Annotated in this window: 29 protein-coding genes and 11 tRNA genes; 7 read left to right on the top strand and 33 right to left on the bottom strand. The window is 14.0% G+C overall.

What is annotated here, in order from left to right; all coding sequences use genetic code 11:
* The 20 genes from A353_RS00480 to grpE all read right to left on the bottom strand — a co-directional run bounded on the left by A353_RS00480 (position 1) and on the right by grpE (position 15740).
* The gene (locus A353_RS00480) at positions 1 to 543 is read right to left on the bottom strand and encodes a beta/alpha barrel domain-containing protein (RefSeq protein ID WP_279358710.1); all 543 of its coding nucleotides are present in this window, start codon (positions 541 to 543) and stop codon (positions 1 to 3) included.
* Positions 544 to 560: 17 nt separating this feature from the next.
* Positions 561 to 645: transfer RNA gene (locus tag A353_RS00475), tRNA-Ser, on the bottom strand.
* Positions 646 to 689: 44 nt separating this feature from the next.
* Positions 690 to 1934, bottom strand: coding sequence for an amino acid--tRNA ligase-related protein (locus tag A353_RS00470; RefSeq protein ID WP_014887241.1), 1245 nt, complete (start codon positions 1932 to 1934; stop codon positions 690 to 692).
* A complete protein-coding gene (locus A353_RS00465) occupies positions 1934 to 2800 on the bottom strand; it encodes a phospholipase D-like domain-containing protein (RefSeq protein ID WP_014887240.1) in 867 nt (288 codons plus the stop codon). The genes A353_RS00470 and A353_RS00465 overlap by 1 nt, the downstream gene beginning before the upstream one ends.
* A 226-nt stretch (positions 2801 to 3026) precedes the next feature.
* A complete protein-coding gene (gene clpX, locus A353_RS00460) occupies positions 3027 to 4097 on the bottom strand; it encodes an ATP-dependent Clp protease ATP-binding subunit ClpX (protein WP_014887239.1) in 1071 nt (356 codons plus the stop codon).
* On the bottom strand, positions 4078 to 4656 hold the full coding sequence (locus A353_RS00455) for an ATP-dependent Clp protease proteolytic subunit (RefSeq protein ID WP_014887238.1): 579 nt from the start codon (positions 4654 to 4656) through the stop codon (positions 4078 to 4080). The genes clpX and A353_RS00455 overlap by 20 nt, the downstream gene beginning before the upstream one ends.
* An 18-nt stretch (positions 4657 to 4674) precedes the next feature.
* Positions 4675 to 4747: transfer RNA gene (locus A353_RS00450), tRNA-His, on the bottom strand.
* Positions 4748 to 4749: 2 nt separating this feature from the next.
* Positions 4750 to 4823, bottom strand: a tRNA-Arg gene (locus A353_RS00445).
* Positions 4824 to 4897: transfer RNA gene (locus tag A353_RS00440), tRNA-Pro, on the bottom strand. It lies immediately after the preceding tRNA gene.
* A 2-nt stretch (positions 4898 to 4899) separates the two neighbouring features.
* On the bottom strand, positions 4900 to 6072 hold the full coding sequence (locus A353_RS00435; protein WP_014887237.1) for a glutamate--tRNA ligase family protein: 1173 nt from the start codon (positions 6070 to 6072) through the stop codon (positions 4900 to 4902).
* A complete protein-coding gene (locus A353_RS00430) occupies positions 6065 to 6994 on the bottom strand; it encodes a nucleotidyl transferase family protein (protein WP_014887236.1) in 930 nt (309 codons plus the stop codon). The genes A353_RS00435 and A353_RS00430 overlap by 8 nt, the downstream gene beginning before the upstream one ends.
* Before the next feature lie 7 nt (positions 6995 to 7001).
* Positions 7002 to 7175 (bottom strand): hypothetical protein, encoded by a 174-nt coding sequence (locus A353_RS01070; protein WP_014887235.1) that lies wholly within the window; start codon positions 7173 to 7175, stop codon positions 7002 to 7004.
* On the bottom strand, positions 7168 to 8727 hold the full coding sequence (locus tag A353_RS00425) for a GTP-binding protein (protein ID WP_014887234.1): 1560 nt from the start codon (positions 8725 to 8727) through the stop codon (positions 7168 to 7170). Before A353_RS00425 ends, A353_RS01070 begins: the two co-directional genes overlap by 8 nt.
* A 12-nt stretch (positions 8728 to 8739) precedes the next feature.
* Positions 8740 to 8819 (bottom strand) — tRNA-Leu (locus A353_RS01135).
* Positions 8819 to 11710: a carbamoyl-phosphate synthase large subunit gene (gene carB / locus A353_RS00420; RefSeq protein WP_014887233.1), complete on the bottom strand. Its 2892-nt coding sequence runs from the start codon at positions 11708 to 11710 to the stop codon at positions 8819 to 8821. Before carB ends, A353_RS01135 begins: the two co-directional genes overlap by 1 nt.
* Complete coding sequence (locus tag A353_RS00415) at positions 11700 to 12251, bottom strand: glutamine amidotransferase-related protein (protein ID WP_014887232.1); 552 nt, start codon at positions 12249 to 12251, stop codon at positions 11700 to 11702. The genes carB and A353_RS00415 overlap by 11 nt, the downstream gene beginning before the upstream one ends.
* Positions 12244 to 12696, bottom strand: a complete 453-nt coding sequence (locus tag A353_RS00410; RefSeq protein ID WP_014887231.1) for a carbamoyl-phosphate synthase domain-containing protein — start codon at positions 12694 to 12696, stop codon at positions 12244 to 12246. Before A353_RS00410 ends, A353_RS00415 begins: the two co-directional genes overlap by 8 nt.
* Positions 12690 to 13388, bottom strand: coding sequence for a 4-hydroxy-tetrahydrodipicolinate reductase (locus A353_RS00405; RefSeq protein ID WP_014887230.1), 699 nt, complete (start codon positions 13386 to 13388; stop codon positions 12690 to 12692). The genes A353_RS00410 and A353_RS00405 overlap by 7 nt, the downstream gene beginning before the upstream one ends.
* Positions 13389 to 13431: 43 nt before the next feature.
* Entirely contained in the window at positions 13432 to 15237 is a 1806-nt protein-coding gene (gene dnaK, locus A353_RS00400) for a molecular chaperone DnaK (RefSeq protein WP_014887229.1), read from the bottom strand.
* A 53-nt stretch (positions 15238 to 15290) separates the two neighbouring features.
* The gene (gene grpE, locus A353_RS00395) at positions 15291 to 15740 is read right to left on the bottom strand and encodes a nucleotide exchange factor GrpE (RefSeq protein ID WP_014887228.1); all 450 of its coding nucleotides are present in this window, start codon (positions 15738 to 15740) and stop codon (positions 15291 to 15293) included.
* On the opposite strand from grpE, the gene A353_RS00390 reads away from it, so the two are divergent.
* Positions 15741 to 16070 carry an SsrA-binding protein gene (locus A353_RS00390; protein ID WP_014887227.1) on the top strand — a complete coding sequence of 110 codons (330 nt, stop codon included), beginning with the start codon at positions 15741 to 15743 and terminating at the stop codon, positions 16068 to 16070.
* Positions 16071 to 16232: 162 nt separating this feature from the next.
* Here A353_RS00390 and A353_RS00385 read toward each other — a convergent pair.
* The 3 genes from A353_RS00385 to A353_RS00375 form a co-directional block, all read right to left on the bottom strand.
* Positions 16233 to 16304, bottom strand: a tRNA-Thr gene (locus A353_RS00385).
* Positions 16305 to 16309: 5 nt separating this feature from the next.
* Positions 16310 to 16381 (bottom strand) — tRNA-Gln (locus tag A353_RS00380).
* Positions 16382 to 16454: transfer RNA gene (locus A353_RS00375), tRNA-Phe, on the bottom strand.
* 17 nt (positions 16455 to 16471) lie between these two features.
* Between A353_RS00375 and A353_RS01065 the strand changes: the two genes are divergently transcribed.
* The 5 genes from A353_RS01065 to A353_RS01060 are packed head-to-tail and all read left to right on the top strand — an operon-like array spanning position 16472 to position 19935.
* Positions 16472 to 17014, top strand: a complete 543-nt coding sequence (locus A353_RS01065; RefSeq protein ID WP_014887226.1) for an imidazoleglycerol-phosphate dehydratase — start codon at positions 16472 to 16474, stop codon at positions 17012 to 17014.
* Positions 17011 to 17610, top strand: a complete 600-nt coding sequence (gene hisH, locus A353_RS00365) for an imidazole glycerol phosphate synthase subunit HisH (RefSeq protein WP_014887225.1) — start codon at positions 17011 to 17013, stop codon at positions 17608 to 17610. The genes A353_RS01065 and hisH overlap by 4 nt, the downstream gene beginning before the upstream one ends.
* Positions 17607 to 18281, top strand: coding sequence for a HisA/HisF-related TIM barrel protein (locus A353_RS00360; RefSeq protein WP_014887224.1), 675 nt, complete (start codon positions 17607 to 17609; stop codon positions 18279 to 18281). Before hisH ends, A353_RS00360 begins: the two co-directional genes overlap by 4 nt.
* Complete coding sequence (locus A353_RS00355) at positions 18275 to 19003, top strand: HisA/HisF-related TIM barrel protein (RefSeq protein ID WP_014887223.1); 729 nt, start codon at positions 18275 to 18277, stop codon at positions 19001 to 19003. Before A353_RS00360 ends, A353_RS00355 begins: the two co-directional genes overlap by 7 nt.
* On the top strand, positions 19000 to 19935 hold the full coding sequence (locus A353_RS01060; RefSeq protein ID WP_014887222.1) for an aminotransferase class I/II-fold pyridoxal phosphate-dependent enzyme: 936 nt from the start codon (positions 19000 to 19002) through the stop codon (positions 19933 to 19935). The genes A353_RS00355 and A353_RS01060 overlap by 4 nt, the downstream gene beginning before the upstream one ends.
* Here A353_RS01060 and A353_RS00350 read toward each other — a convergent pair.
* From A353_RS00350 to A353_RS00310, 10 genes are all read right to left on the bottom strand, one after another.
* Positions 19927 to 19998 (bottom strand) — tRNA-Ala (locus A353_RS00350). The two genes, A353_RS01060 and A353_RS00350, sit on opposite strands and share 9 nt — an antisense overlap.
* 4 nt (positions 19999 to 20002) lie before the next feature.
* Positions 20003 to 21073 carry a sigma-70 family RNA polymerase sigma factor gene (locus tag A353_RS00345; RefSeq protein ID WP_014887221.1) on the bottom strand — a complete coding sequence of 357 codons (1071 nt, stop codon included), beginning with the start codon at positions 21071 to 21073 and terminating at the stop codon, positions 20003 to 20005.
* The gene (locus A353_RS00340; RefSeq protein ID WP_014887220.1) at positions 21070 to 21828 is read right to left on the bottom strand and encodes a toprim domain-containing protein; all 759 of its coding nucleotides are present in this window, start codon (positions 21826 to 21828) and stop codon (positions 21070 to 21072) included. Before A353_RS00340 ends, A353_RS00345 begins: the two co-directional genes overlap by 4 nt.
* Complete coding sequence (locus A353_RS01165) at positions 21825 to 21953, bottom strand: hypothetical protein (protein WP_014887219.1); 129 nt, start codon at positions 21951 to 21953, stop codon at positions 21825 to 21827. Before A353_RS01165 ends, A353_RS00340 begins: the two co-directional genes overlap by 4 nt.
* The gene (locus A353_RS00335; protein ID WP_014887218.1) at positions 21931 to 22482 is read right to left on the bottom strand and encodes a hypothetical protein; all 552 of its coding nucleotides are present in this window, start codon (positions 22480 to 22482) and stop codon (positions 21931 to 21933) included. The genes A353_RS01165 and A353_RS00335 overlap by 23 nt, the downstream gene beginning before the upstream one ends.
* Positions 22454 to 23605, bottom strand: a complete 1152-nt coding sequence (locus A353_RS01055) for a DnaB-like helicase C-terminal domain-containing protein (protein WP_014887217.1) — start codon at positions 23603 to 23605, stop codon at positions 22454 to 22456. The genes A353_RS00335 and A353_RS01055 overlap by 29 nt, the downstream gene beginning before the upstream one ends.
* Positions 23598 to 24062, bottom strand: a complete 465-nt coding sequence (locus A353_RS00325; RefSeq protein ID WP_014887216.1) for a hypothetical protein — start codon at positions 24060 to 24062, stop codon at positions 23598 to 23600. Before A353_RS00325 ends, A353_RS01055 begins: the two co-directional genes overlap by 8 nt.
* Complete coding sequence (locus A353_RS00320; RefSeq protein WP_014887215.1) at positions 24059 to 24622, bottom strand: TrmH family RNA methyltransferase; 564 nt, start codon at positions 24620 to 24622, stop codon at positions 24059 to 24061. Before A353_RS00320 ends, A353_RS00325 begins: the two co-directional genes overlap by 4 nt.
* A 14-nt stretch (positions 24623 to 24636) precedes the next feature.
* A tRNA-Asp gene (locus A353_RS00315) sits at positions 24637 to 24710 on the bottom strand.
* 5 nt (positions 24711 to 24715) lie between these two features.
* Positions 24716 to 24788, bottom strand: a tRNA-Val gene (locus A353_RS00310).
* A gap of 132 nt (positions 24789 to 24920) precedes the next feature.
* Between A353_RS00310 and A353_RS00305 the strand changes: the two genes are divergently transcribed.
* On the top strand, positions 24921 to 25205 hold the full coding sequence (locus A353_RS00305; RefSeq protein ID WP_014887214.1) for a co-chaperone GroES: 285 nt from the start codon (positions 24921 to 24923) through the stop codon (positions 25203 to 25205).
* Positions 25206 to 25210: the final 5 nt, after the last annotated feature.

Below are 25210 nucleotides of genomic sequence, written 5' to 3'. Positions count from 1 at the left end.
TTAAATTAAATAATTATTTTTATTATAATTATAATAAAAATATGTAATTTTTTTTTTAATTGATATTAAATCAGAACCAATAATTATTTTATTAAAATAATTTTTAATTAAAAAAAAAATTTTTTTTTTAATACCTCCATCTATATTAGAATCTTTATTAAAAATAAATTTAGTTTTAAACAAAAATTTTTGATTGCTAAAACCTGGTATAACTGACATTATTAATTTTTTTTTTTTTTTAAAATAAAATATATAATTATGACAAAAATTATTTCCTATAGAAAATATATTTTTTTTTAAAATATTGTTTTCAAAATGATTAATATTGTTTTTATAATTTTTAAAAAATTTACTCATTATATGTATTTCTATTAAAAAATTAATTTTTTTTAAAAAAAATAATATTTTTATAATTTCATAATAATTAAATGAAATATTTTTTACATAGCTAAAATCCATACAATCTATATGTATTTTATTAAAATTTGAAGATATAATTTTTAAAATCTCATATTTTATATAATTTTTTTTTATTGATAATATTGATAAATAAATTTTTTTGGAAAGACAGGGATTCGAACCCTGGAAAGAATTAACTTTTTCGGTTTTCAAGACCGATACAATAAACCACTCTGCCATCTTTCCTAATATATATATATTATACATTTTTTTAATTTAAAATTTTATATTTAAAAATTATTAATTTTAGAAGAAATTATAATTTTTTTATATTTGTTATATGTTATTGAATTTTTAATATTTATATTACATATTAAACTTAAAAATCTTTCTATACCAATTGCAATTCCACAATGTTGTGGTATACTTTTTTTATAAAAATTTAAAAATTTTGATTTTTTTTCTTTTAAAAAAAAAAAATTTTTTTTTTGAATATAAAAATTTATGTTTCTAATTGAACCACCACCAACCTCTATACCGTTTAAATTTATATCATATGATAAAGATTTAGAATTATTAATATTATAAAAATTATTTTTATATGATGTAAATTGATGATGTTTTATGTTTTTATTTTTAAAATAATAAAAATTTACATACCAAATAAAAATTAATTTTAAATTTAATAAATTATAATATTTTAAAAAAAAATCTAAATAAAATGATAAAATAAAATTTATTTTTTTTTTAACTAAAATAAAAATATATTTTTTTATTTTTATAAATATTTTTTTAAAAATAAAATTAAATTTTATAGTTTTAAAAATAAAAATATTTTTTTTATTAATTAAAATTTTTTTATATAAATAAGGAGTTTTAAAATTTTTTTTTTCAAAAAAAAAATTTTTTATATATTTATATTTAATAGTTAAAAAATAAATTTTTTTTTTTATATAATAAAATATTAATGTTTTAAATAATAAATTTATTATTTTTTTTATAATTAAAAAATTTGAAAATGAAATTTCTATATCTAATTGTAAAAATTCTTTAATTCTATTTGATCTTTCATCTTCATCTCTAAAACAATTTATAATTTTAAAATATTTTTTAACATTATTAAACATATAATATTGTTTAATACATTGAGGAGATTGAGATAAAGAAAAAAATTCTTTTTTTTTATTTTTATTAATTATTAAAAATTGCTTTGATCCATTTTTTGAATAATTTTCTATTAATGGTATATCTAATTCAAAAAAATTTAAATTAAAAAAAAAGTTTTTAATAAAAAATATTACGTTAGATTTAAAAATATAAAAACTATTAAATTTATTTATAATATTTTTATAATAACAAATTTCAAAAACAAAATTATTATTATTTAAATTTAAATAATAAACACCTATTAAAGAAGGTTTTATTTTAAAAAATAAATTTTTTAAAATAATATTTAAATTATTAAATAATGTTAAAAAAAAAATTTTTCCTATTATTTTTATTTTTTTTATTATAAAAAATGATATATAAAACATTATTGGATAAAATAATTTAAAAAAGATACAATATAAATAATTTTTAAAGAAAATAAATTTTTTTTATTACTTATAAATATCGGAAAAAAATTTTTTTTAACATTATTAATTACTTCATTTAAAAAAAAAAAATTTTTTATTATAAAAATACATTCTTCATTTATATATAATGATCTTATATCAAAATTCATAGAACCAAAACATACATAGATGTTGTCTATTATATATATTTTTCTATGATAAAATCCTATTCTTAAAAAAATAACTTCTACATTATATTTTACTAAAAATTTTAAAAAAATTAAAGAAGAAAAATGAGTAAAATAATTATCTGTTTTGTAAGAAACAATAAATTTTATTAAAATATTTTTATTTATTAAAATTTTTATAATTTTTATTAAATTTAAATCTAATATAATATAAGGTGACATAAAAATTATATTTTTTTTACAAAAATATATAATTATATTTATAAAATTAATTAAATCATATTTTAAAAAAAAAAATTTTTTACAAATTTCAATTTTTTTTATAGTAAAATTATTTTTTATTTGTTTAAAATTAAAATTTTGAGGTATAAAATTAGGATAAACATTTCTAATTAAACAGTGGAAATCATTCCAATATTTTATATTTGGATTCATATTAATATATTCTTTACCAACATTATTACCTCCAATCCATAAATTTTTATTGTCTATAAAAACTATTTTTCTATGATTTCTAAAATTAATTGAAAAATGATTTTTATTATATATTAACAAAAAAATTTTTTTAATATTTTTTGTATATATATTTGTACCAATATAATCAATAGATAATAAAATTAAATTTTTTATTGATTTATATATTAATAAATTTATCATTTTTTTTCCTAAAAAATCATTTTTTATAATATAAAATTCTAAATATATATTTTTTTTAGAAAGAATAATAGAATTAAATAAAGATTTAAAAAAACAAGTTCCATTAAAAAATAAATTATATTTAAATTTATTATTTTTTTTTTTTTTACTTAAACATATTAAATTATTTTTATTATTTTTTTTTAATAAAAAACAAATTACAAAAAATGTGGTATCAATAAAAAAATCATTTATATATAAATATAGGTTTTTTATTATTAATTATAACTTCTTTATAAATTATTATAAATTTTAAATTTTTTTTTGAAGGAAAAACAAACATTGTATTTAATAATACAATTTCAAGAATAGATTTCAATCCTCTTGCTCCTATTTTTTTTTTTATTGCTATATTTGCTATTTCTTTTATAGAATTAAAAGTAAATTTAATTTCAACACCTTCAATTAAAAATAAATAACAAAATTGTTTTAATAAAGAATTTTTAGGTTTAGTAAGAATATAAATTAATTCAGATTGATTTAATTCTTTAAATTTAGCAAGAATTGGTAATCTTCCTAAAAATTCAGGAATAATACCAAAATTAATTAAATCTTCAGAATTAGTTTTAAATAATAAATTATTATTATCAACTGCTTTATCTATAAAAGATGTTTCTTTACTTATTCTATCAAATACAAAATTTTCAATTCCTGAAAAAGCACCACCTGCTATAAATAATATATTAGTTGTATCTAAATTAAATGTTTGATTATTTTGTTGTTGATTTTTTTTGTCTAATAAAGAATTAATAGTTAAATTTACACCTTCAATTAATTTTAATAAGGATTGTTGAACACCTTCTCCAGAAACATCTTTACCTGAATTATAATCTGTTTTTTTTGAAATTTTATCTATTTCATCTATATATATAATACTTTTTTCTGCTAATTCTACATTATATTCACATTCATGTAGTAATTTTTGAATTATTGATTCTACATCATCTCCTACATATCCAGCTTCTGTAAAAGAAGTTGCATCTACTACTATTATTGGAACATTTATTATTTTTGCTAAAGTTTTAACCATTAAAGTTTTTCCACATCCAGTAGGACCTATTAATAGTATATTACTTTTTTCTAAATATATATTTTTTGTTTTTAATAAATGTAGTTTTTTATAATGATTATAAACACCAACTGAAATTATTTTTTTTGTTTCATGTTGACCTACTATATATCTATCTAATTCTATTTTTATTCTTTTTGGATTTAAATAATTTAAAAAATTTAAAATATTATTTTTTATATATAACATTATCTATAATTCCATATTCTAAGGATTTTTTACAATCCATAAAGTTATCTCTATCGGTATCTTTAAAAATTTTATTTATATGATTTAATGTATGAACTGATAATATTTCACATAAAATTTTTTTTATAATCATTATTTCTCTTGCATGAATTTCGATATCAGTAGCTTGTCCTTGAGCATATCCTAAAGGTTGATGAATCATTATTCTTGAATTAGGAAACGCAAATCTTTTTCCTTTTGCCCCAGATGCTAAAAGTACTGCACCCATACTTGCTGCTTGACCTGTACAAATTGTTATTACTTTAGAATTTATAAATTGAATAGTATCGTATATACTTAATCCAGATGAAACTACACCACCTGGTGAATTTATATACATAATTATATCTTTATTGTTTTCTGAATCTAAAAACATTAATTGAGAAACAATTAATGAAGATAAATTATCATCTATAGCGCCATTTAAAAAAATAACTCTTTCTTTTAACATTTTTGAAAAAATATCTAAATATCTTTCTCCTTTTATATTTTTATCAATTACAGTAGGAATATAAAACATTTTTTTTTTTTTTTTAAGGGTAAATAAAGGGAATTGAACCCTTGACAAATGATGCCACAAATCATTACTCTACCAACTGAGTTATATTTACCATACGTTTAGTAAGAATTGAACTTACAACCTTTGACTTAGAAGGTCACTGCTCTATCCTTTTGAGCTATAAACGCTCGGAATAAAAGGATTTGAACCTTTGATCACTTACTCCCAAAGTAAGTACGTTACCAAACTTCGCCATATTCCGTTTTATTTATTTATTAATTTAATTTTATTATAAAATAAATTATTTTCATATAAACAATGTTTTTTTTTTTTTAAATTTATTTTTTTTTTTTTTAATGTGATTTTTATTAAAATTATAATTTCATTTATTGAATTATATTTAAAAAATTTTTTTTTTTTTGAAAAAAAAAAAAAAAAATTGTTTAAAAAAAAATTAATATACATTAAATTAATTTTAATATTTTTTTTTATTTTAATAATATTTAAATTTAAATTTAAATTATTATTATTATTTAAAATTGATAATAATATATATTTTTTGATATTTAATAAATATTTATATATAAATAAATAACATTTTGAAAAAAAAATATTTTTTTCTAATAATATTGAATTAATAATAATTTTATTTTTAATAAAAGATGTTTTTTCAGTACATCCTATAAAATTACATAAAAATTTTATATTTTTTTGATTTATTTTTATTTTTCTAAAATAAAATATATTTAAAAAAAAAATTTTTTTTAATTTTTTTTTAGATATTATTTTATTTTTTATTTTTTTTTTTTCAAATTCAATTTGAATTGGTTTAAATTTTATATTTTTTAATAATAAATTATATATTTTAGAATTTAATTTAAATTCTTTAGTGCATATTGAAGTTTTTATATTATTAATATAATCATTATAACATTGTGAAAAATCATAAGTAGGGAAAAAACATATATTTTTTTTTTTAGTTTTTTTTCTATAAACAATTTTTTTTTTTTTAAAAAATCCAATTTTTTTTTTTTTAAAAAAATTTATACTTATAATATAAAATATATTTAAATAATTTAAATAATTAAATAATATTCTAAATATAAAACATTTTTTTTTAAAAAAAATTTTTTTTTTTTTAAATAAATAAATTAAAATAAAAAAATATTTTTTAATTTCATTTAAAAAATATTTAATTTTATGCCATTTTATACCTAACCAAATTAAATCATATAATATAAAATAATAAAAATTAATTTTTTTATTTGATAAATTAGAATTATCAAATCTAATTATAAAATTACCATTTTTTAAAAATGATAAATAATAATTTATTATTATACTAAAACTATGACCAATATGTAAATACCCATTTGGATCAGGAGGAAATCTAAATATTGATTTTTTTTTAGATAATTTTATAATTTTATTAATCATAAATATAAATTATTAAATTTTTAAAAAAATATTTATGTTTTTTTAAAATAAAATTTTTTATAACGATTTTTTTATTTAAAATAATTTTTTTTTTATATAAATAGTTATTAAATAAAAATTTATTAAAATTAAATATGTTTTTATATAAACAACTAATAAAAATTTTTTTTTTAAAAAAAACATTTTTTTTATTTTTTTTAAAAAAAAAATTAAAAAAAATGTTTTTTTTTTTAAAATTAAATATATAGTTTTTAATATTAAAAAATACTATTTCTAATAAATTAATATCAATATTATTATTATTTAAAAAATATTCATTATTTGATTTTGAAATTTTTTTATTATTTTTTTCTAATATAAAAATTAATATTGAATTTTGTTTTTTTTTTTTAAAAATTTTTTGTAAAAATCTTCCACAAATACAATTTAATAATTGATCAATACCTCCTATTTCAATATTTGAATTTATAATTAAAGAATCGTAAGCTTGAAAAATAGGATAAATTATATTGTTTATATCTATTTTGTTAATAATTTTTTTTTTAAAATTATTTTTTATAAATTTATTTATATTTAATATTTCAAATATTTTTAAAAAAAATAAAATTTTATTTTTATTTATCCATATAGAATTAAAAAAAATAAATATTTCACCAATAATATTATTCAATTGAGATTTTAAACATATAGAATTTAAAATTAAATTTTTTTTTTCAATATTTTTTTTAACAATTGTAGTAAAATCACCAATAATTAAAATTAAATTAAATTTTTTTTTTATTAAAAAAAAAATAAAATTTATTAATAATAAATGTCCTACATGAATAGAATAATAAGTTGGATCTATACCAAATTTTATTTTATTAAATGAATAATTAAAATTTCCAACAATTTTTTTAAATAAATAAAAAAAAAAATTCATATATAAATTATATATTTTTTTTTATAAAATTAATATTTTTTTTTATTTTAGAAATAATTTTACTTATTATTATTTTACATTTTAAATCTTTTTTATTATTTATAAAATGAAATTTTATTTTTTTTAATCTTTTTATTAAAAAATAATTCTGTATTTTATTATTACCAATATTTTTACACATAAATTATTGAAATAATTTTCATATTAATTTCGATATCGTTAAAATTTTTAATATTAATACCACATTCTTCATTTAATTTAACAATATTAATTAAATTATTATTTTTTTTTAAAGAATTAATTTTACCTTGAAATATTAATTTTAAATCTTTATATATTTTAATTGGGTTATTTATATCTACATATCCAAATGTGTTTAAACATCCAGCAATTTTTTTATTTTTTCCACAAGGAAAAATTTCTTTTATTAATAATTCACCAACTTTAATTTCTGTTTTATTAATATTATAATTGTTATTAAAGTATTCAATAATATCATTTAAAAAAATAAATTCTTTAAAAAAAATATTTTTTTTAAAAATTTTATTCTTTAAAAAAGAATTTATTTTACTATTTATAAGTATAACTCTATAATTAAAATTTAAACTTTTTTTAAAATCTTGTTCAGTAAAATTTCCTAATTCAATTTTAATACTAATTTTATTATTAAATTTAAGATTGTTATAATAATCAAGTAAAGATATACATATTGTATGATTATTAGATTTAATAAAATAATTATTTAATTTATTATTATTATTATTATTATTAATATCTTGTTTTTTATAATTATCATAATTATTTTTATTTATACTAAAAAAAAATTCAATTGGAAAATATATATTTTTTGTTTTAAAAATACAAGGAGAGATACAAGAATCTTTTTCTATATTATTTAAAAAAATTTTATCAATAAAAATTTTTTCATTTTTAAAATAAATATACTGTTTTGATTTAAAAGTATTATTTAACAAAAAAAACGTTACTATAAAATCATTATTTTCATAATAACTATTAACTAATATACCATTATAATTGTTATTTAAAAAATTTACTTTTTTTAATAAAGAAAAATATATTATTGATTCTTTAATTAAATTTTTAATTCCATAACCATTAATTGATGAAATTTTGAAATTTTTATAATTTTCAAAATAAATTTTTTTATTTTTATTTTTATCTATTTTATTAATACAAATTATTAAATTTATATTTTTATTTTTTATAATACTCTTAATATTCTCGTAAATATCATCATTTTCATTTTCTATTGAAATAATTAAAAAAATAAGATTACTTATTTCAACATAAGTTTCTATTACTTTATTAAAAAATTTATGCCCAGGTAAATCAAAAAAAAAAATTTTTTTTTTATAAAAATAAAATTCAAATATACTAACATTTTGTGTTATTTTCCCTATTTCTTTTAAAGAAATATTATTTTTAAATATAAAATCTATTAAAGTTGTTTTACCAGAATTAACATTCCCTATTATAGAAATATATAAAAAATTATTCACATTATCACTTAAATTAATATTATTTTTTTTTAAAATATTTACGTTAAATATTTCATAACATAAATGTTTAACATTTTCAAATTTTAAAATTTCATTTTTTTTTATTATTATTCCTTTAGCAAAAGTTAATTTTATAAATTCAATTTCTTTTATTTCTAAAAGATTTACTAATTCTTTTAACGATATAAATTCATTTATATAAATATTTTTCATAATTTTTTTTTGTACCGAAAACGGGATTTGAACCCGTATGGAAATTCCATTACTCTCTCAAAGTAACGTGTATACCATTTCACCATTTCGGTTATAAACTATTAATTTTTCTTATAATAGAATAATTTTTATTTATTGAAGAAAAAAATAACTTAATTATTGAATGAGTTGTAAAAGAGTATTTATTAAATATTTTTTTAAAATTATTTGATAATATATATTTTTTTTTTTTTTTTTTTGAAACATAAGAATTTATATTTAAATCAAAAAAAATTTTTTTATAAAAACTATTTGTATAAATTTTTTTTATTTTTTTTAAATATTTTAAATATAAAAAAAATTTTTTTATATTGAAAAAAATATTTTTTTTTTCAATATTATAAATTTTAATAAAACATTCTTGAATAGATAATCCAAAACTAATTTTTTCTCCAGTTGATTTCATTTCAGAAGAAATTTTCTTAATTAAAAATTTATTAAAAGAAAATATTGATTCTTTTAAAAAATAAAAATTATTTTTATTATTTTTAAAAATAACATTATATCCAAAAAAAATAGTAATATAATTATATATTAAAGAAGTTTTTGTAATTTTTGATATAAAAGGTATAGATCTAGATGCTCTTGGGTTACATTCTATTATATAAATTTTATTTTTATAACAAATTTGAAAATTAATAATACCATTAATTTTTAATTTAAAACAAATAAAAGAAATATAATAATAAATTTTTTTAATAGTAATTTTATTAATACTAAAACAAGGATAAATAATCATAGAATCACCAGAATGTATACCTGCATTTTCAATATGTTCAGAAATAAAAAAATGAACAATGTGTCCATTTTTTGTTAATAAATCAATATCAAATTCTTTATATTTTAATAAAAATTTTTCTATAAAAATATTAATTTTTTTTTTAATTAAAAAAATATATTTTATTAAATTAATATTATTAAATAAAATTTTAATATTCATACCACCAATTATATAAGATGGTCTTAATATTATTGGTTTTTTTAAAATATTTGAAAAAAAAATTATATCATTAATATTTTTAGAAAAAAAATTTTTAAAAATATTTAATTTATATAATTTTAAAAAATTATTAAATTTAATTTTAGAATTACATAAAATATTTATATAATTTGTAATTGACATTTTTTTTATAAAAAAATTATATTTAACAATATTTAATGAAGTTTGTCCTCCTAATTGAGATATTATTAATATTGGTTTAAAAATTTTTATAATATTAAATATATTATTTTTTGTTATAGGATCAAAAATTAATTTATTACTAATATCTTGATCAGTAGAAACTGTTTCTGGATTGCAATTTAAAATAATTGAATCAAATCCTATTTTTTTAATAAATTTAGATGCTTTAACACAACTATAATCAAATTCAATACTTTGTCCAATTCTATTGCTTCCACTTCCTATTATTAAAATTTTTTTATTTATTGATAATGTTAATTCATTATTATTACTAAAAGTAGAATATAAATAAGAAGTTTTACAAACAAATTCATTTGAACAAGAATCTATTTTTTTAAAATTATTGTTATTTTTTTTTAATAAATAAAAAAATTTTTTTTCAAAATCAATTATTTCTTTAATATAATATAAAAACCAAGGATCAATTTTAGATAAAATAAAAATGTATTTTATATTAAAATTAAGTCTAAAAGCATCTAAAATAAAAAAAATTCTTTTACTATTTGGTATTAAAATTTTTTTTATTAATTTAAATTTATAATTATAATATTTTTTTTTTTTTAAAAAAGATGGAATATAATCTTGTTCTAAAATAGAATAAATTCCTTTTAAAAAAGATTCTTGAAAATTTTTTCCAATACTCATTATTTCACCAATTGATTGCATTATAGTATTTAAAAAATTTAAATTATTAAATTTTTCAAAATTAAATTTAGGAAATTTAATAATTATATTATCTATAGATGGTTCAAATGCAGCAGAAATATTTTTAGAAACATTATTAATTAAATTAATTAAATTATAACCAATTGCTAATTTTGTAGCAATTTTAGCAATAGGATAACCTGTAGCTTTTGATGCTAAAGCAGAAGATCTTGACATTCTTGGATTAATTTCAATTATTAACATATCACCATTAATAGGATTAATAGCGAATTGTATATTCATCCCCCCACCTTTTAATCCAATAGATTTTAAAATAATAAATGAACAATCTCTTATATTTTGATATTCCTTATCAGATAATGTTTGAGCAGGAGTTATTGTAATTGAATCACCTGTGTGAATCCCTATTGGATCTATATTTTCTATACAACATATAACTATAATATTATTATAATTATCAATTAATAATTCTAATTCATACTCTTTCCATCCTAAAATAGATTTATCAATAATAATTTCATTAGTAAATGAAAACGCTTTTTTTATTAATGTTAAAAAATTTTTTTTATTATAAATAATATTACTACCTAATCCACCTAATGTAAAAGATGATCTTATAATACATGGAAAAAAAATTTTTTTTTTATTCAAATTAAAATTTTTATTAATAATAATAGAATCTGGACATTTTAAACCAATTTTTTTAATTAACTTATAAAAAGAAGATCTACTTTCTGCATTAATTAAAGTTTTTTTATTAATACCTAAAATATTTTTCTCTGGAAAATTATAATTTGATTTTATTAAATCTAAAATACAATTTAATGCTGTTTGTCCACCCATTGTTGGAAGAATAAAATTTGGTTTTTCTTTATTTATAATTTTTATTAAATTTTTTAAATTTATATCTTCAATATAAATTTCATCTGCTATTTCATAATCAGTCATTATTGTTGCTGGATTAGAATTTAATAAAATAATTTTAAAATTTTCTTCTTTTAAAACTTTACATGCTTGAGTTCCAGAATAATCAAATTCACACGCTTGCCCAACTAAAATTGGCCCTGCTCCTATTACTAAAATTTTATTTTTCATATATATTATAATAATAATTAAAAATTTTTTTTAAATCATTAGAACCTGATTCTCCTTCTGGATGATTTTGAAATCCTATTAAAGGTTGAATTAAAGAATTTATATTTTGAAGAGTATTATCAAATAAAGAAAAAAATGTGTTATTAAAATTTTTTATTTTATTATTTTTTATGTTAAAATTATGATTTTGAGAATTTATAATTAAACAAAAATTACTTTTATCAATAATTGAATGATTAAATCCATGAAAACCTATTTTTAATTTAAAAAAATTAAATTTATTTAAAATACTTATAATTTGATACCCTAAACAAATACTTAAAATTGGTATTTTTAAAAACATAAAAAATAATATTAAATTAAAATATTTTTTATAAAAAAAAGGATTTCCAGGACCATTTGATATAAAAATTCCATTAATTTTTGATAAAAAAAATATATTATTATTTTTATTAAATTCATAAATAAAATATTTTTTTCTTATTAGATTTTTTAAAATACTTATTTTACAACCTATATTAATTAATAATATTTTAATCATAAATAATTTTTTGATAATTTAAAAATCTTAAATATTTTATAATTTTTTTATTATTTTTAAAATTAATATTTAAAAATGCATTTTGATTACCTATAATTTTAATAATTGAAATTAAAAATCTAGTATCAATATTAAATATTATTGGTGTGTTTTTTTTTTTAAAAAATGATTTTAAAAATATGTTTTTTCTAAAATTACTAGAAATTGAATAATTTCTTATTATAATTGAATTTAATTTTATTTTAAAAAATTGTAAATCTTGTTTTATAACACCTATATTTCCTAAATGTGGATTAGAAAAAATTAAAAATTGAGATTTATAAGATGGATCTGAAAAAATTTCATTATAACCATAAATAGAAGTATTAAAAACAAGCTCCCCAAAAGTATTTTTTTTATTTAATATTTTACAATAAAAAATTATACCACTTTCTATAATTAACATTTAAAATATATATCGTACATTGAATACAATCCATTTTTTTTATTCAATAACCATAATATTGAATAAAATACTCCAATTATAAAAATAATTCTATTTAATACAATATGTTCAATTTTTATAATTTCATTATTTGAAATAAAATAAACAATATGATTACCTATAATAGATTTTATTCTAGCACTAAAAATTTTTTTATTAATATTTTTTATTTTTGAATATAAAATTAATGAAGTTCCAGATGGTGAATCTTTTTTTTTATCATGATGTATATCTATAATAAAAGATTCAAAATTATATATTTTTAAATAAAAATTTATATTTATAAAAATTAAATTTAAAATATTTATACCAATACTCATATTATAAGATAATAAAATGCAATTTTTTTTTGATACATAAAAAATAAAATTTAAATGAATAATGTTTAAACCTGTAGTACCAATTATTAATGGTATATTAAATTTTAAAGATAAAAATAAAATTTTTTTTAAAATTTTTAAATTAGAAAAATCTAAAAAAATACTATTTTTTTTCATTTTTAAAAAAATTAAATTATATTTATTATTAAATAATTTAAAAAAATTTTTTTTATTTATACCTCCTAATAAAATAAAATTTTTATTTAATTTTAAATAATTTATAATAGATTTACCAATTTTTCCTGTGATTCCAAAAACAAAAATTTTAATCATAGTACGCTGCCATTAAATAATTAATGGCAGCGCGTGAAAAAAATTATTTTTTTATAATATTTTCACTTAATTTTAACAAATCTTCATTTCCTTTTTTAATAGATTCAATATCTTCTCCTTTTATTAATAATTCTAAATTTGAAATAGATTTTTCAATAGTTATTTTTTCTTCATCAGAAATTTTAATTTTTTCATCTTTTAAATTTTTCTTTACAATTGAAATTGTGCTATCAGCTTCATTTTTACATTTTACTAATTCTTCAAATTTTTTATCTAATTCAGAATTAATTTCTGCATCTTTTATCATATTTTCTATTTCTAATTCTGATAAACCTCCAGAAGATTTTATAATAATAGATTGCTCTTTTCCAGTTTTTTTATCTTTTGCTGTAACGTTTAAAATACCATTTGCATCTAAATCAAAAGATACTTCTATTTGAGGAACCCCTCTAGGAGCTGGTGAAATATCATTTAAATCAAATTTTCCTAAAGATTTATTTTGAGATGCTTTTTTTCTTTCCCCTTGAAGAGTATGAATTGTAACTGATGTTTGATTATCTTCTGCTGTTGAAAATATTTGAGTTTTTCTTGTTGGTATAGTAGTATTTTTTTCTATTAAAGGTGTCATTACACCTCCCATAGTTTCTATACCTAATGTTAATGGTGTTACATCTAATAAAAGAACATCTTTTACTACACCACTTAACACTCCAGCTTGCACTGATGCACCTACTGCAACAGCTTCATCTGGATTAATATCTTTTTTTACTTCTTTTTCAAAAAAATCACTTACCATTTTTTGAACTAACGGCATTCTAGTTTGACCACCAACTAATATTATTTCATCAATTTTATTTTTATCTATTTTGGCATCATTTAATGCTGTTTCACAAGGTTTTAAAGATTTTATAATTAAATCTTCAACTAAAGATTCTAATTTAGATCTTGTAATTTTTATATTTAAATGTTTTGGTCCGTTTTTATCAGCAGTAATATATGGTAAATTAATATCAGTTTGTTCTGCATTTGAAAGTTCTATTTTTGCTTTTTCAGCTGATTCTTTTAATCTTTGCATTGCTAACGAATCTCCACTTAAATCAACTCCATTTTCAATTTTAAATTCATATATTAAATGATTTATTATTCTCATATCAAAATCTTCTCCTCCTAAAAAAGTATCTCCATTAGTTGATAAAACTTCAAATTGTGTTTCTCCTTCTACATTTGCTATTTCAATAATAGATATATCAAAAGTTCCACCACCTAAATCATATACAACAATTATTCTATCTTCTTTTTTTTTATCTAATCCATATGCTAATGCTGCAGCTGTTGGTTCATTTATAATTCTTAAAACCTCTAATCCTGCTATTTTACCTGCATCTTTAGTTGCTTGTCTTTGAGAATCATTAAAATAAGCTGGAACTGTTATTACAGCTTTATTTATTTTTTCGTTTAAATAAGTTTCTGCTGTAGATTTCATTTTTTTTAATATTTCTGCACTTATTTGAGGAGGAGCTAATCTTTTATCTTTTATTTCTACCCATGCATCACCGTTTTCAGCTGAAATAATTTTATAAGGAACCATTTTAATATCTTTTTGAACAATATCATCTAAAAATTTTCTTCCAATTAATCTTTTAATAGCATATAAAGTATTTTTTGGATTTGTTATTGCTTGTCTTTTTGCAGGTAAACCTACAATAATTCTATTATCATCAGTATATCCAACTATTGAAGGTGTTGTTCTTCCTCCTTCAGAATTTTCTATTACTTGAGGTTTTCCATTTTTTAATACTGCAACACAAGAATTAGTAGTACCTAAATCAATACCTATTATTTTACTCATATTTTTTTTTTATTATTATAATTTTTTTTTTTCTTATTTTCAATATATAATTGTTAATTATAAATTATTACTAATGCTGGTCTAATTAAAATATTATTTCTAACATATCCATTTTGTAAAACAGATTTAACAATTCCTTTTTTTTTTTCGTTATTAGAAAACATTCCAATTGCTTCATGTAAGTTAGGATCAAAAAAAATTCCTGTTTTAGAAATTTGTTTTATATTAAATTTTTTATAAAATTTTTTTATTAATTTAAAAATTAATACTAAAATTTCTATTTCTTTATTTTGATTATTAAAATCTTTAACAAAATTTTCTATAGAATCTGTAATAGGTATTAATTCTAATAAAATATCATTTATTAATAACTCTTGAATATATTTTAAATCTTGAATTTCTGTTTTTTTTATTTTTTTTGATTCATAAACAAAAGAAAAAAATTTTTCTTCTAAAAAAATAATTCTTTCTAAAAATTTTATTAAAGAAAACTCTTTTTCCATATGTATAAATTAAAAAAAAAATATTTAGAAAAGTATTTTATTATTAAAAATTTTATTTCAGGAATAAAATTAGAAGGAAATGATATTTGTTTTTTTTTAAAAAATAAATTAAATTTAAAATTTTGTTTTATTAAATCAGATAACAATAATTTATTATTATTTTTTAATAATAAAAAAAGAATTCTTTTATTAAAAAAAAATGAAATAAAATTAATTTTAAGTTTTTTAAATTATAAAAAATATAATTGTTTACCAATAAAAATTTTAAAATTAAATTCTTTTTTTAAAATAAAAATTTCAATTGTAAAAAAAAGGGATGAAAGGTGTTGACGTTATAAATAAAAAAAATATATATTTAGACATGAATTTAAAAAAAACGTAAATAATATAAAAAAAATTTATAATATAATTTAAAAAAAAAATAAATAACTAATTAATCATGTATTTTTTTATTTTTTAAATAACGGATATGGGTTCAATTCCCATCATCTCTACTTCTGCCAGGAATTGAACCCGGAACAATTGATTACAAATCAATAGCTTTACCAATTAAGCTACAAAAGCAATAACTGAGATACTAGGAATTGAACCTAGGATTTTTGGTATCAAAAACCAATGCCTTACCACTTGGCTATACCTCATAGCTAAAGGTGGAATTGAACCACCGACACAAGGATTTTCAGTCCTTTGCTCTACCAACTGAGCTATTTAGCCATTTTTTTTAAAAAAAAATGAATATTTTTCAAATTAGAAGAAAAACTTTAGAAACAGATATAGAAATAAAAATTAATTTTTTTGGTAACGGATTTTTTAAAATTAAAACATTTTTATTTTATTTTGATCATATTTTTTCTCAATTTATAAATTATAGTTTATTTGATTGTTATTTAAGATGTTATTCAGATCTAAAAATAGATTCACATCATGCTATTGAAGATATTTCTATTTGTTTAGGAAAAATATTAATAAAAAAAAAAATTAACAGATATAATACAAATTTTATTATTATGGATGATGTTTTTTTATTAATTAGTATTGATTCATGTAATAGAATTTTTTATTATGATAATTTTTTAAAACTAGATTTTGATATTCAATTAGTTAGAGAATTTTTTTCATCTTTTTCAAAAAATTTTAAATGTTGTTTATATATATATTGTTTTAATTATTTTAATAAACATCATTTAATAGAATCAATTTTTAAATTATTTGGTATAATTTTTAAAAAAGCAAAAAATAAAAAAAAATTATATTCAACAAAAGGAATATTATGAATGTATTATTAATAAATTATGGAACTAGTAATATAAATTCTATTTATAATTCTTTAAAAAAAATAAAAAAAATAAAAATTTTTATTAATAATTTTAAAAATAAAAAATATGATAAAATTATATTTCCTGGGCAAGGACATATTAAAAATAGTAGTGATTTTATTTTTAAAAACAACATAAATAAATATTTAAATAATACTCATATATTAGGTATATGTATAGGATACCATATTTTTTTTAATAAAAGTGAAGAAAATTATTCTTCAAAATGTTTAAATATTTTTAATGAAAACATTAATTTATTATCTAATAATTGTTGTACAAATAATTTTATACCAAATATTGGTTGGAAAATAGTAGAAATAATAAAATATCATAAAATTTTTAAAAATATACCTAAAATGTTTACACAATATTTTATGCATAGTTATTCATCAATATTTAAAAATAATACATATTCTTATGCTATATCAAAATTTAATAATAAAATTTTTAATTCTATAGTAATAAAAAATAATTATTTTTTATTTCAATTTCATCCAGAAAAAAGCGGTAATATTGGTTATAATATTATAAAAAATTTTTTACAATTATGATAATACCATCTTTAGATATTTATAAAAATAAAGTAGTTAGATTAATTAAAGGTAATTTAAATAATTTAATTTTTTTTGGTTATTTTAAAGAATATATAAATTTTTATAATTTATTAAATATTAAAAAAATTCATATAGTATTATTAGAAAATGTTTTTTTTTTAAAAAAAAGTAACATTAAAATTAATAAAAATTCTATTTATCAATTAGGTGGAGGTATAAGAAATTATAAAGAAATTTATTTTTATAAAAAAAAAAATTTTAATAAATTTATATTAAGTAGTATAATATTTTTAAATAAAAAAGAATTTAAAAAAATAATTTCTATTTTTAAAAAAAATATAATTATTAGTTTAGATTGTTTTAAAAATAAAATTACTATTAATGGTTGGAAAACTATAACAAATATTAATTTTGAAAAATTTTTTATTTATTTATTTGATTTAAATATAAAATACATTATATATACTAATATTGAAAAAGATGGAACATTAACAGGATTAATTAATAAAGATTATTTATTTTTAAAAAATAAAATTTTTTTATGTAAATTTTGTATTTCTGGTGGAGTAATAAATTTTAATAATTTAATAAATATAAAATTTAATTTTGATTACATTGTTGGAATTTCTTTATATAAATTTACAATTAAAATTAAATATTTATGTTAAGAATAATAAGTTGTTTAGATATAAAAAATAATTTTGTAGTAAAAGGAGTAAAATTTAAAAAATTAACATTAATAAATTCACCAATAAAATTATGTAAAAAATATAATAATAATAAAATTGATGAAATTACTTTGTTAGATATTACTTATAATTATACAAAAAAAAGTTTATCTTATTCTATTATAAAAAAAATATCAAAAAAAATAAATATACCAATTTCAATTGGAGGAGGAGTTAAAAATATTATTAATATTAAAAAATTATTAAAAATTGGCGCAGATAGAGTAATTTTAAATTCAATTTGTTATAATAATATAAAAATTTTAAAAAAAATTTCAAATTATTTTGGTTCTCAAAGTTTAATAATAGCTATAGATATAAAAAAAAATAAAAAAAAATATTTTACTTATAAAAATAGTGGATATATAAATACAAATTTTTTAATTTTTGATTGGATTATTATTATAAAAAAAAATGGTTGTGGGGAAATTTTATTAACATCAATAGATAATGATGGAAAAAGAGAAGGATATGATAATGAAATATTTTTTTTAATAAAAAACAGAATAAATATATCAATAATACCATCTGGTGGTATTGGTAGTATAAATGATATTTATTATTTATATAAATATTGTAATATAAATAGTTTTTTAATAGCTAGTTTATTTCATTATAATTATATAAAACCATATTTTTTTAAAAAAATTAATTTTTTATGATTTATATTCCTGGTAATAGATGTTATAAAGGATTTAAATTAAATACTAATGAAAATCAGTTTTTAATTAGTAAAAATATTTTTTTTTTAATAAAAATAATGTCAAAATATTTTGAAAAATTAAATTTATATCCTGATTCTAATAATTTATTTTTTTTACAAATTATTAGTGTTTTTTTAAAAATAAATAAAAATAAAATTTTTATTTCAAACGGATCTGATGAAAGTTTATTTTTTATATTTTATTTATTTAAAAATTTTAAATTAAAAATTTCTAAAATTTCATATCCTTTTTATAATATTTATTTAAATTTTTACAAAATAAAAAATAAAAAAATAAATTTTAAAAAAATAATTAAATTTAAAAATATTTTATTAACAATCCCAAACTCACCCACTGGAGAAATATTTAAAAAAAAAAAAATTTTAAAAATAATAAATAAAAAAAATTTTTTAATAATAGATGAAGCGTATTCTGATTTTTATAATAAAGGTTATAAAAAATATATAAATGATAATAATAATTTATTAATAATAACAACTTTATCAAAATCATTTAGTGCTGCTGGTATAAGAATTGGTTTAGTTTTTTCTAATAAAAAAATTATTAATAAATTAAATATAATTAAAAAATGTTTTAATTCTTATAATATTAATACAATCAGTAGTTATATAGGTATAGAATGTATTAAAGATAAAAACTGGATAAATTATAATTTACAAAAAAATAATTATATACAATTATTATTTAATTTTTTTTTTAAAATAAATAATAAAGGTAATTTTATTTTTTTAAAAAAAAATGTAAATTATTATTTATTTTTTAAAAAAAAAAATTTTTTTTTTAGAAATTTTAAAAATTATATAAGAATAACAATACCAAAATTTTTTATTTTTAAATTAATAATAAATTTAAATTTTACATGGAGTTAAAGAGATTTGAACTCTTTATTTTTGCTTGCAAAGCAAATATTTTACCAATTAAATTATAACCCCTTTTTTATTCTAATGATTTTAATATTTTTATATATGGTTTTAATAAATTTAAAATTTTTGGTTGTCTAATTTTAATTATTACATTTAATTCTAATTGTCTAATTCTTTCTTTTGTTAGATTACATAATTTACCAATTTCTTCTAAAGTAAAAATTCTAATTTCTCCAATCCCAAATCTTAATCTTATTATTTTTTGTTCTTTTTTAGGTAAATTATATATTAGATTTCTAATTATATTTTTAAGTGCATTTCTAGCAAATTCAATTAAAATTGATTTTTCTTTTTCAGAAAGAAAATATTTTAATGATTGATTAAATAAAGGTTTATCAACAGATAAAAGTTCAATTTTTTTTTTATTTTTTTTTAAATTTGTTATTCTTATCGTAATTTTTTTAAATTTCCAATAACAAAATTTTAAAAAACTATTTTTATTTAAAATATTATTTTTAATAATTTTTTTAAATTCTAAATAACATTCTTGATATAAATCATTAAAAAAATTTTTGTTTTTATATTTTTTAATATTTTTATTTATAATTTTTATATTGTTATTAATAATTTTTTTATTTATTTTATTTATAATTACAAAAAAAATTTTTAATTCAAAAAAAAAAAACATGTTATTTTTTTCTATAATTTTTTCTTTAAAAATTAAATGATTGTTTTTTAATATTATTAAATTATTTTTTAAAAAATTTATTTTTTTTTCAAAAAAAACTAATAAATATCTTATTTTAATTTCATTAAAATAAAATTTAATTTTTTTAAAGTATAAATACAATATTTTACTAATAATAAAATTTTTTTTAATAATTTTTTTTTTAAAAAAAAAAATAAATTTTTTAAAAAATAATTTAATAATATAATTTTTTAATATAAAATAATTAATTAAATTAAAAATTATTATTTTTTTTTTTTGTAAATTATTTTTTAATTTAAAAATAAAATATTTTGTTTTTTTAAAATTATATTTTATATAATTATTATATTTTAAAAATTTAAAATATTTTTTACTTATTTTTTTAATTAAAAAAATGATGTTTTTTTTTTTTTTAAAAAAAAAATTTAAATTCATAATTTTAAATATTTTAAAAATGAAACAATACCAAATTTTTTAATATAATTATCTGGATCATAATTACATGGTAATGTTTTAGAAAAAATTCTTTTTTTAAATTTATTATATTTTGTTTTAATAATATAATCAGATGAATATCCTGCCAAATCTCCATCAAAACAAAAATAAATTTTTTTAAATTTATTTAATAAATTTATAATAATATTACAATTAATATTACTTCCTAATATTGAAATAGAATTATAAATCAAATTTTTTTTTAATGTTAATAAATCAAAATATCCTTCAACAATAATAATAAAATTATTATTTTTTACAGAATTAATACCATATAAATTAAAATTATTGTTTTTTGAAAAAAATAAATATTTATTTTTATTAGATAAATTTTTAATACCAATACTTTCTAATATATTATTTTCATTTAAAATAGGAAATATTAATCTATTTAATAATATATTATTAATATTTTTTATTTTTAAATTAAAATTTAAACATCCTAAATTAGCATTTAATGCAGTTATCATATTAATTTTTCTTATTAATAAATATTTTAACCAAAAATTTTTATATAAATATAAATTATATTTAGCATAATTAATTATTTTTTTATCAAAATATAATTCAAATTTTTTTACGAAAAAAATATTTTTATTAATTCCATATCTATTACAACCATAACAAATAAAAAAATTATTTTTAAAAGAAAAAGAAGCATTTTTATCATCGTGAAATGGACATTTAAAATTCATAAAATTTTTTTTATTATTTTATTTTTTTCTTTTTTTAAAATTTTAATTTTTTTTATATTTATTTTTTTAAATCTTTTTATAAAAAAATCAAAATTTTCTTTTTTATATCTTTTTAAAAAATACATTTTTATTAATTTTTTTTATTATTTTAAATATAATTTTTTTTGATTTTTCTAATTTATTTTTTATATTTATATTAAAATTTATTAAAAAAAAAAAATTTTTTTTAAAAAAAATTTTTACAATATTTATTTTAGGGGTTGGAAAAAAAAATTTTTTTAAAAAAAATTTAATTTTATAAATTTTAAATTTTTTAAAAAAAAAAAAAAAATTATAATTAATTATTATTTTAAAAAAAAATAATTTTATTTTTTTTATTTTTTTTATAAAAATTTTTATTATGTTAAAAGAAATATTTATATTTATTAATTTATATAAATAATAATTAAATAATAAAAAATTACAATAAAAAGTTTTTTTTTTATTTAAATAATTTTTATTAAAAATAAATTTTATTTTAAAATAATCAATTTCGTTATTAAAATTATTAAAATAATTATATCCTGAACATAAATCAAAATTAAATTTTAAATTAAAAATTAAATAATTTTGTCCTATTTTTTTTTTAAATTTGTATAAATTTAGTAAATTCATTTTTAAAAATAAAATTAACAATTCCTAATCCTCCATTTCTATTTTTAGCTACTATAATATCTATAAAATTAAATTTTTTTTTATGTAAAAACATTACTATATCAGCATCTTGTTCAATAGACCCTGAATCTCTTAAATCAGATAAAATAGGGATTTTTTCTACTCTATATTCAATTAATCTATTTAATTGAGATAATACAATTAAAACACAATTAAAATGTTTTGCTATTAATTTTAATGATCTTGAAATATCTGATATTTCTAATACTCTATTGTTTGAATAATACTCTGATTTCATTAATTGTATATAATCTATAATTATAATTTCAATTAAAAAATTTTTTTTTTTATAATAATCTAATTGGATTTCAATATCATTTGTAGATAAATTTGAACAATCTTTAATAATTAAATTTTCAAGTTCATAATTTTTAATTAAAAATGATAATTTTTTAAATTCTATATCTTCAAATTTATTTTCTTTAAAATTATTTTGATTTATTTTTAATATAATAGAAATTATTCTTAAAAAAATTTGTATTTTTGTCATTTCTAATGTATAAATTATTATTTTTTTATTTATTAAAATTAAATTTTGAATTAAATTTAAAGAAAAAGAAGTTTTTCCAATTGATGGTCTTCCTGCAATAATAATTAAATTTCCCCTTTGTAATCCATTTATTAATAAATCTAATTTTTTATAACCTGTTTGAAAATAATTTTCTTTTTGTAAAAAAAAATTAAATAATAATTTTTTATAATTTTGTTTTTCATTAAAAATATTGTTTTTTTTAAAATTTTGAAGAAAATCAATTTTTTTAAAAATATCTTCATTTAAATCTTCATAAAAAATTAATTCAAAAGAAATATTAAATAAATTTTTTAATATCTCTCTTTTTTTTGATTTTTCTAATAAATTTTTTAAATTTGATAATAAAATTTTTTCATCAAAAAAATCAATTTTTAAAAAATATTTTTTTTCTGAAAAAAATTTTTTTGTTGTATTAAAAAAAAAATCTTTTTCTTGTAAAATTTCATAAATAGCATTAGAAAGTGGAAGAAGGTTAAAAATATAATTTATAATTATAAATTCAGAATTTATATTAGAAATATTTTTAATCATAAAAATAATTTATTTTTTTAATATAACTTATAAAATCAATAGATAAAATATTAATTTTTTTTAAATTTTTTATTATTTTTGAATATATTTTATGAATTTTAAAATTTAATTTAATTAATATAGAAGGAAGAATTTTTAATTTTTTATTTAAAATTTTTTTAATTATATTAAAATTACTTATATAATTATTTAAATTTTTTTTTATAATTAAATAATTATATACTATATCTTTTTTTATTTTTAATAGTTTATAAATTTTTATTAAATTTTTTTTTTTACAATTAATTTTAATATAAAATAGTCTTTTAATTTTTTTATTATAAAAATAATTTCCAAAATCAATAATATTTAAAATATCATCTTTACATCTTATAAAAAACGATATTAAACTTTTTAAAAAAATACATATTTCTTTTTTTATATTTTTTAAAATAATGTATATATTATATATTTTCATAAAAAATTAAATAAAAAAATTCCATTTATAACATTTACATTTAAACTTTTTCTACAATAAGTATTAATTTTAAGTAATAAATCAAAATTAAATAATATTTTTTTTTTAATTGATTTTTTTTCATTTCCTATTAAAAAAGCAAATTTTTTTTTTATTTTAATATTATTAAAAAATAATTTCGCTTTTGTTGTTAAAGAAATTAATATATATTTTTTTTTAATAAAGAACAAAAAAAATATTATATTTTTAATATATATTATATTATTAAAAAAAGAATTTATTTTTTTTTTATAATAATAATTTATTATAGAAATAGAATTAAATATATAATTTGTTCTAACACAAACATTTATATTACCTATATTTTTTAATAAATATAAAATTGTAAAATTTTTTAAAAAAAATTTTTTTATAATATTATTTTTTATATATAAAAATAAAAATAAACTTTTAAAAAATTTTTTTTTTTTAAAAAAAAAATTAAATATTAAAAAAAAATTTTTTGTTTTTACTAAAAATTTTATTTTTTTTAATATTTTTCTAAAATTTTTTATAATCATATTTTTTTTTTTTTCGGATTGAACGGGAATCGAACCCGTGCTCTTCGACGTGACAAGCCAACATTTTAACCAACTAAACTATCAATCCATATTTAGGTAATACAAGATTTGAACTTGTAACTTTTAGTATGTAAAACTAATACTCTACCTATTGAGTTAATTACCTAATTTAATTAATTATTAATTAATTACAATTAAATTATTTCAAATTTATAAATATTAAAAAATAACATTATTATTATTAATTAATTAAAAATATTATTTTATTATTAATAAAAAAAATTTTTTTTTAAAAAAAATGAATTTTTTTCCTTTATATGATAAAATTGTTGTTACAAAAATAGAAATTAATAATAAAATTGGAGAATTATATATTCCAAATAATGAAAATAGTATTTTAAAAGGAAAAGTAATTAATATTGGAAATGGAAAAATTTTAGAAAATGGAAAATTATTTCCATTAACAGTTAAAATAAATGATATTATTTTATTTAAAGACAATTATAATATAGATAAATATAAATTTAATAATACTGAGTATTTTTTTTTGAAAGAATCTGAAATTATTTCTATAATTAAATAAAAAAA

It is taken from the genome of Candidatus Carsonella ruddii HC isolate Thao2000, from assembly GCF_000287275.1.
This window is presented reverse-complemented; position numbering and strand designations above follow the sequence as displayed.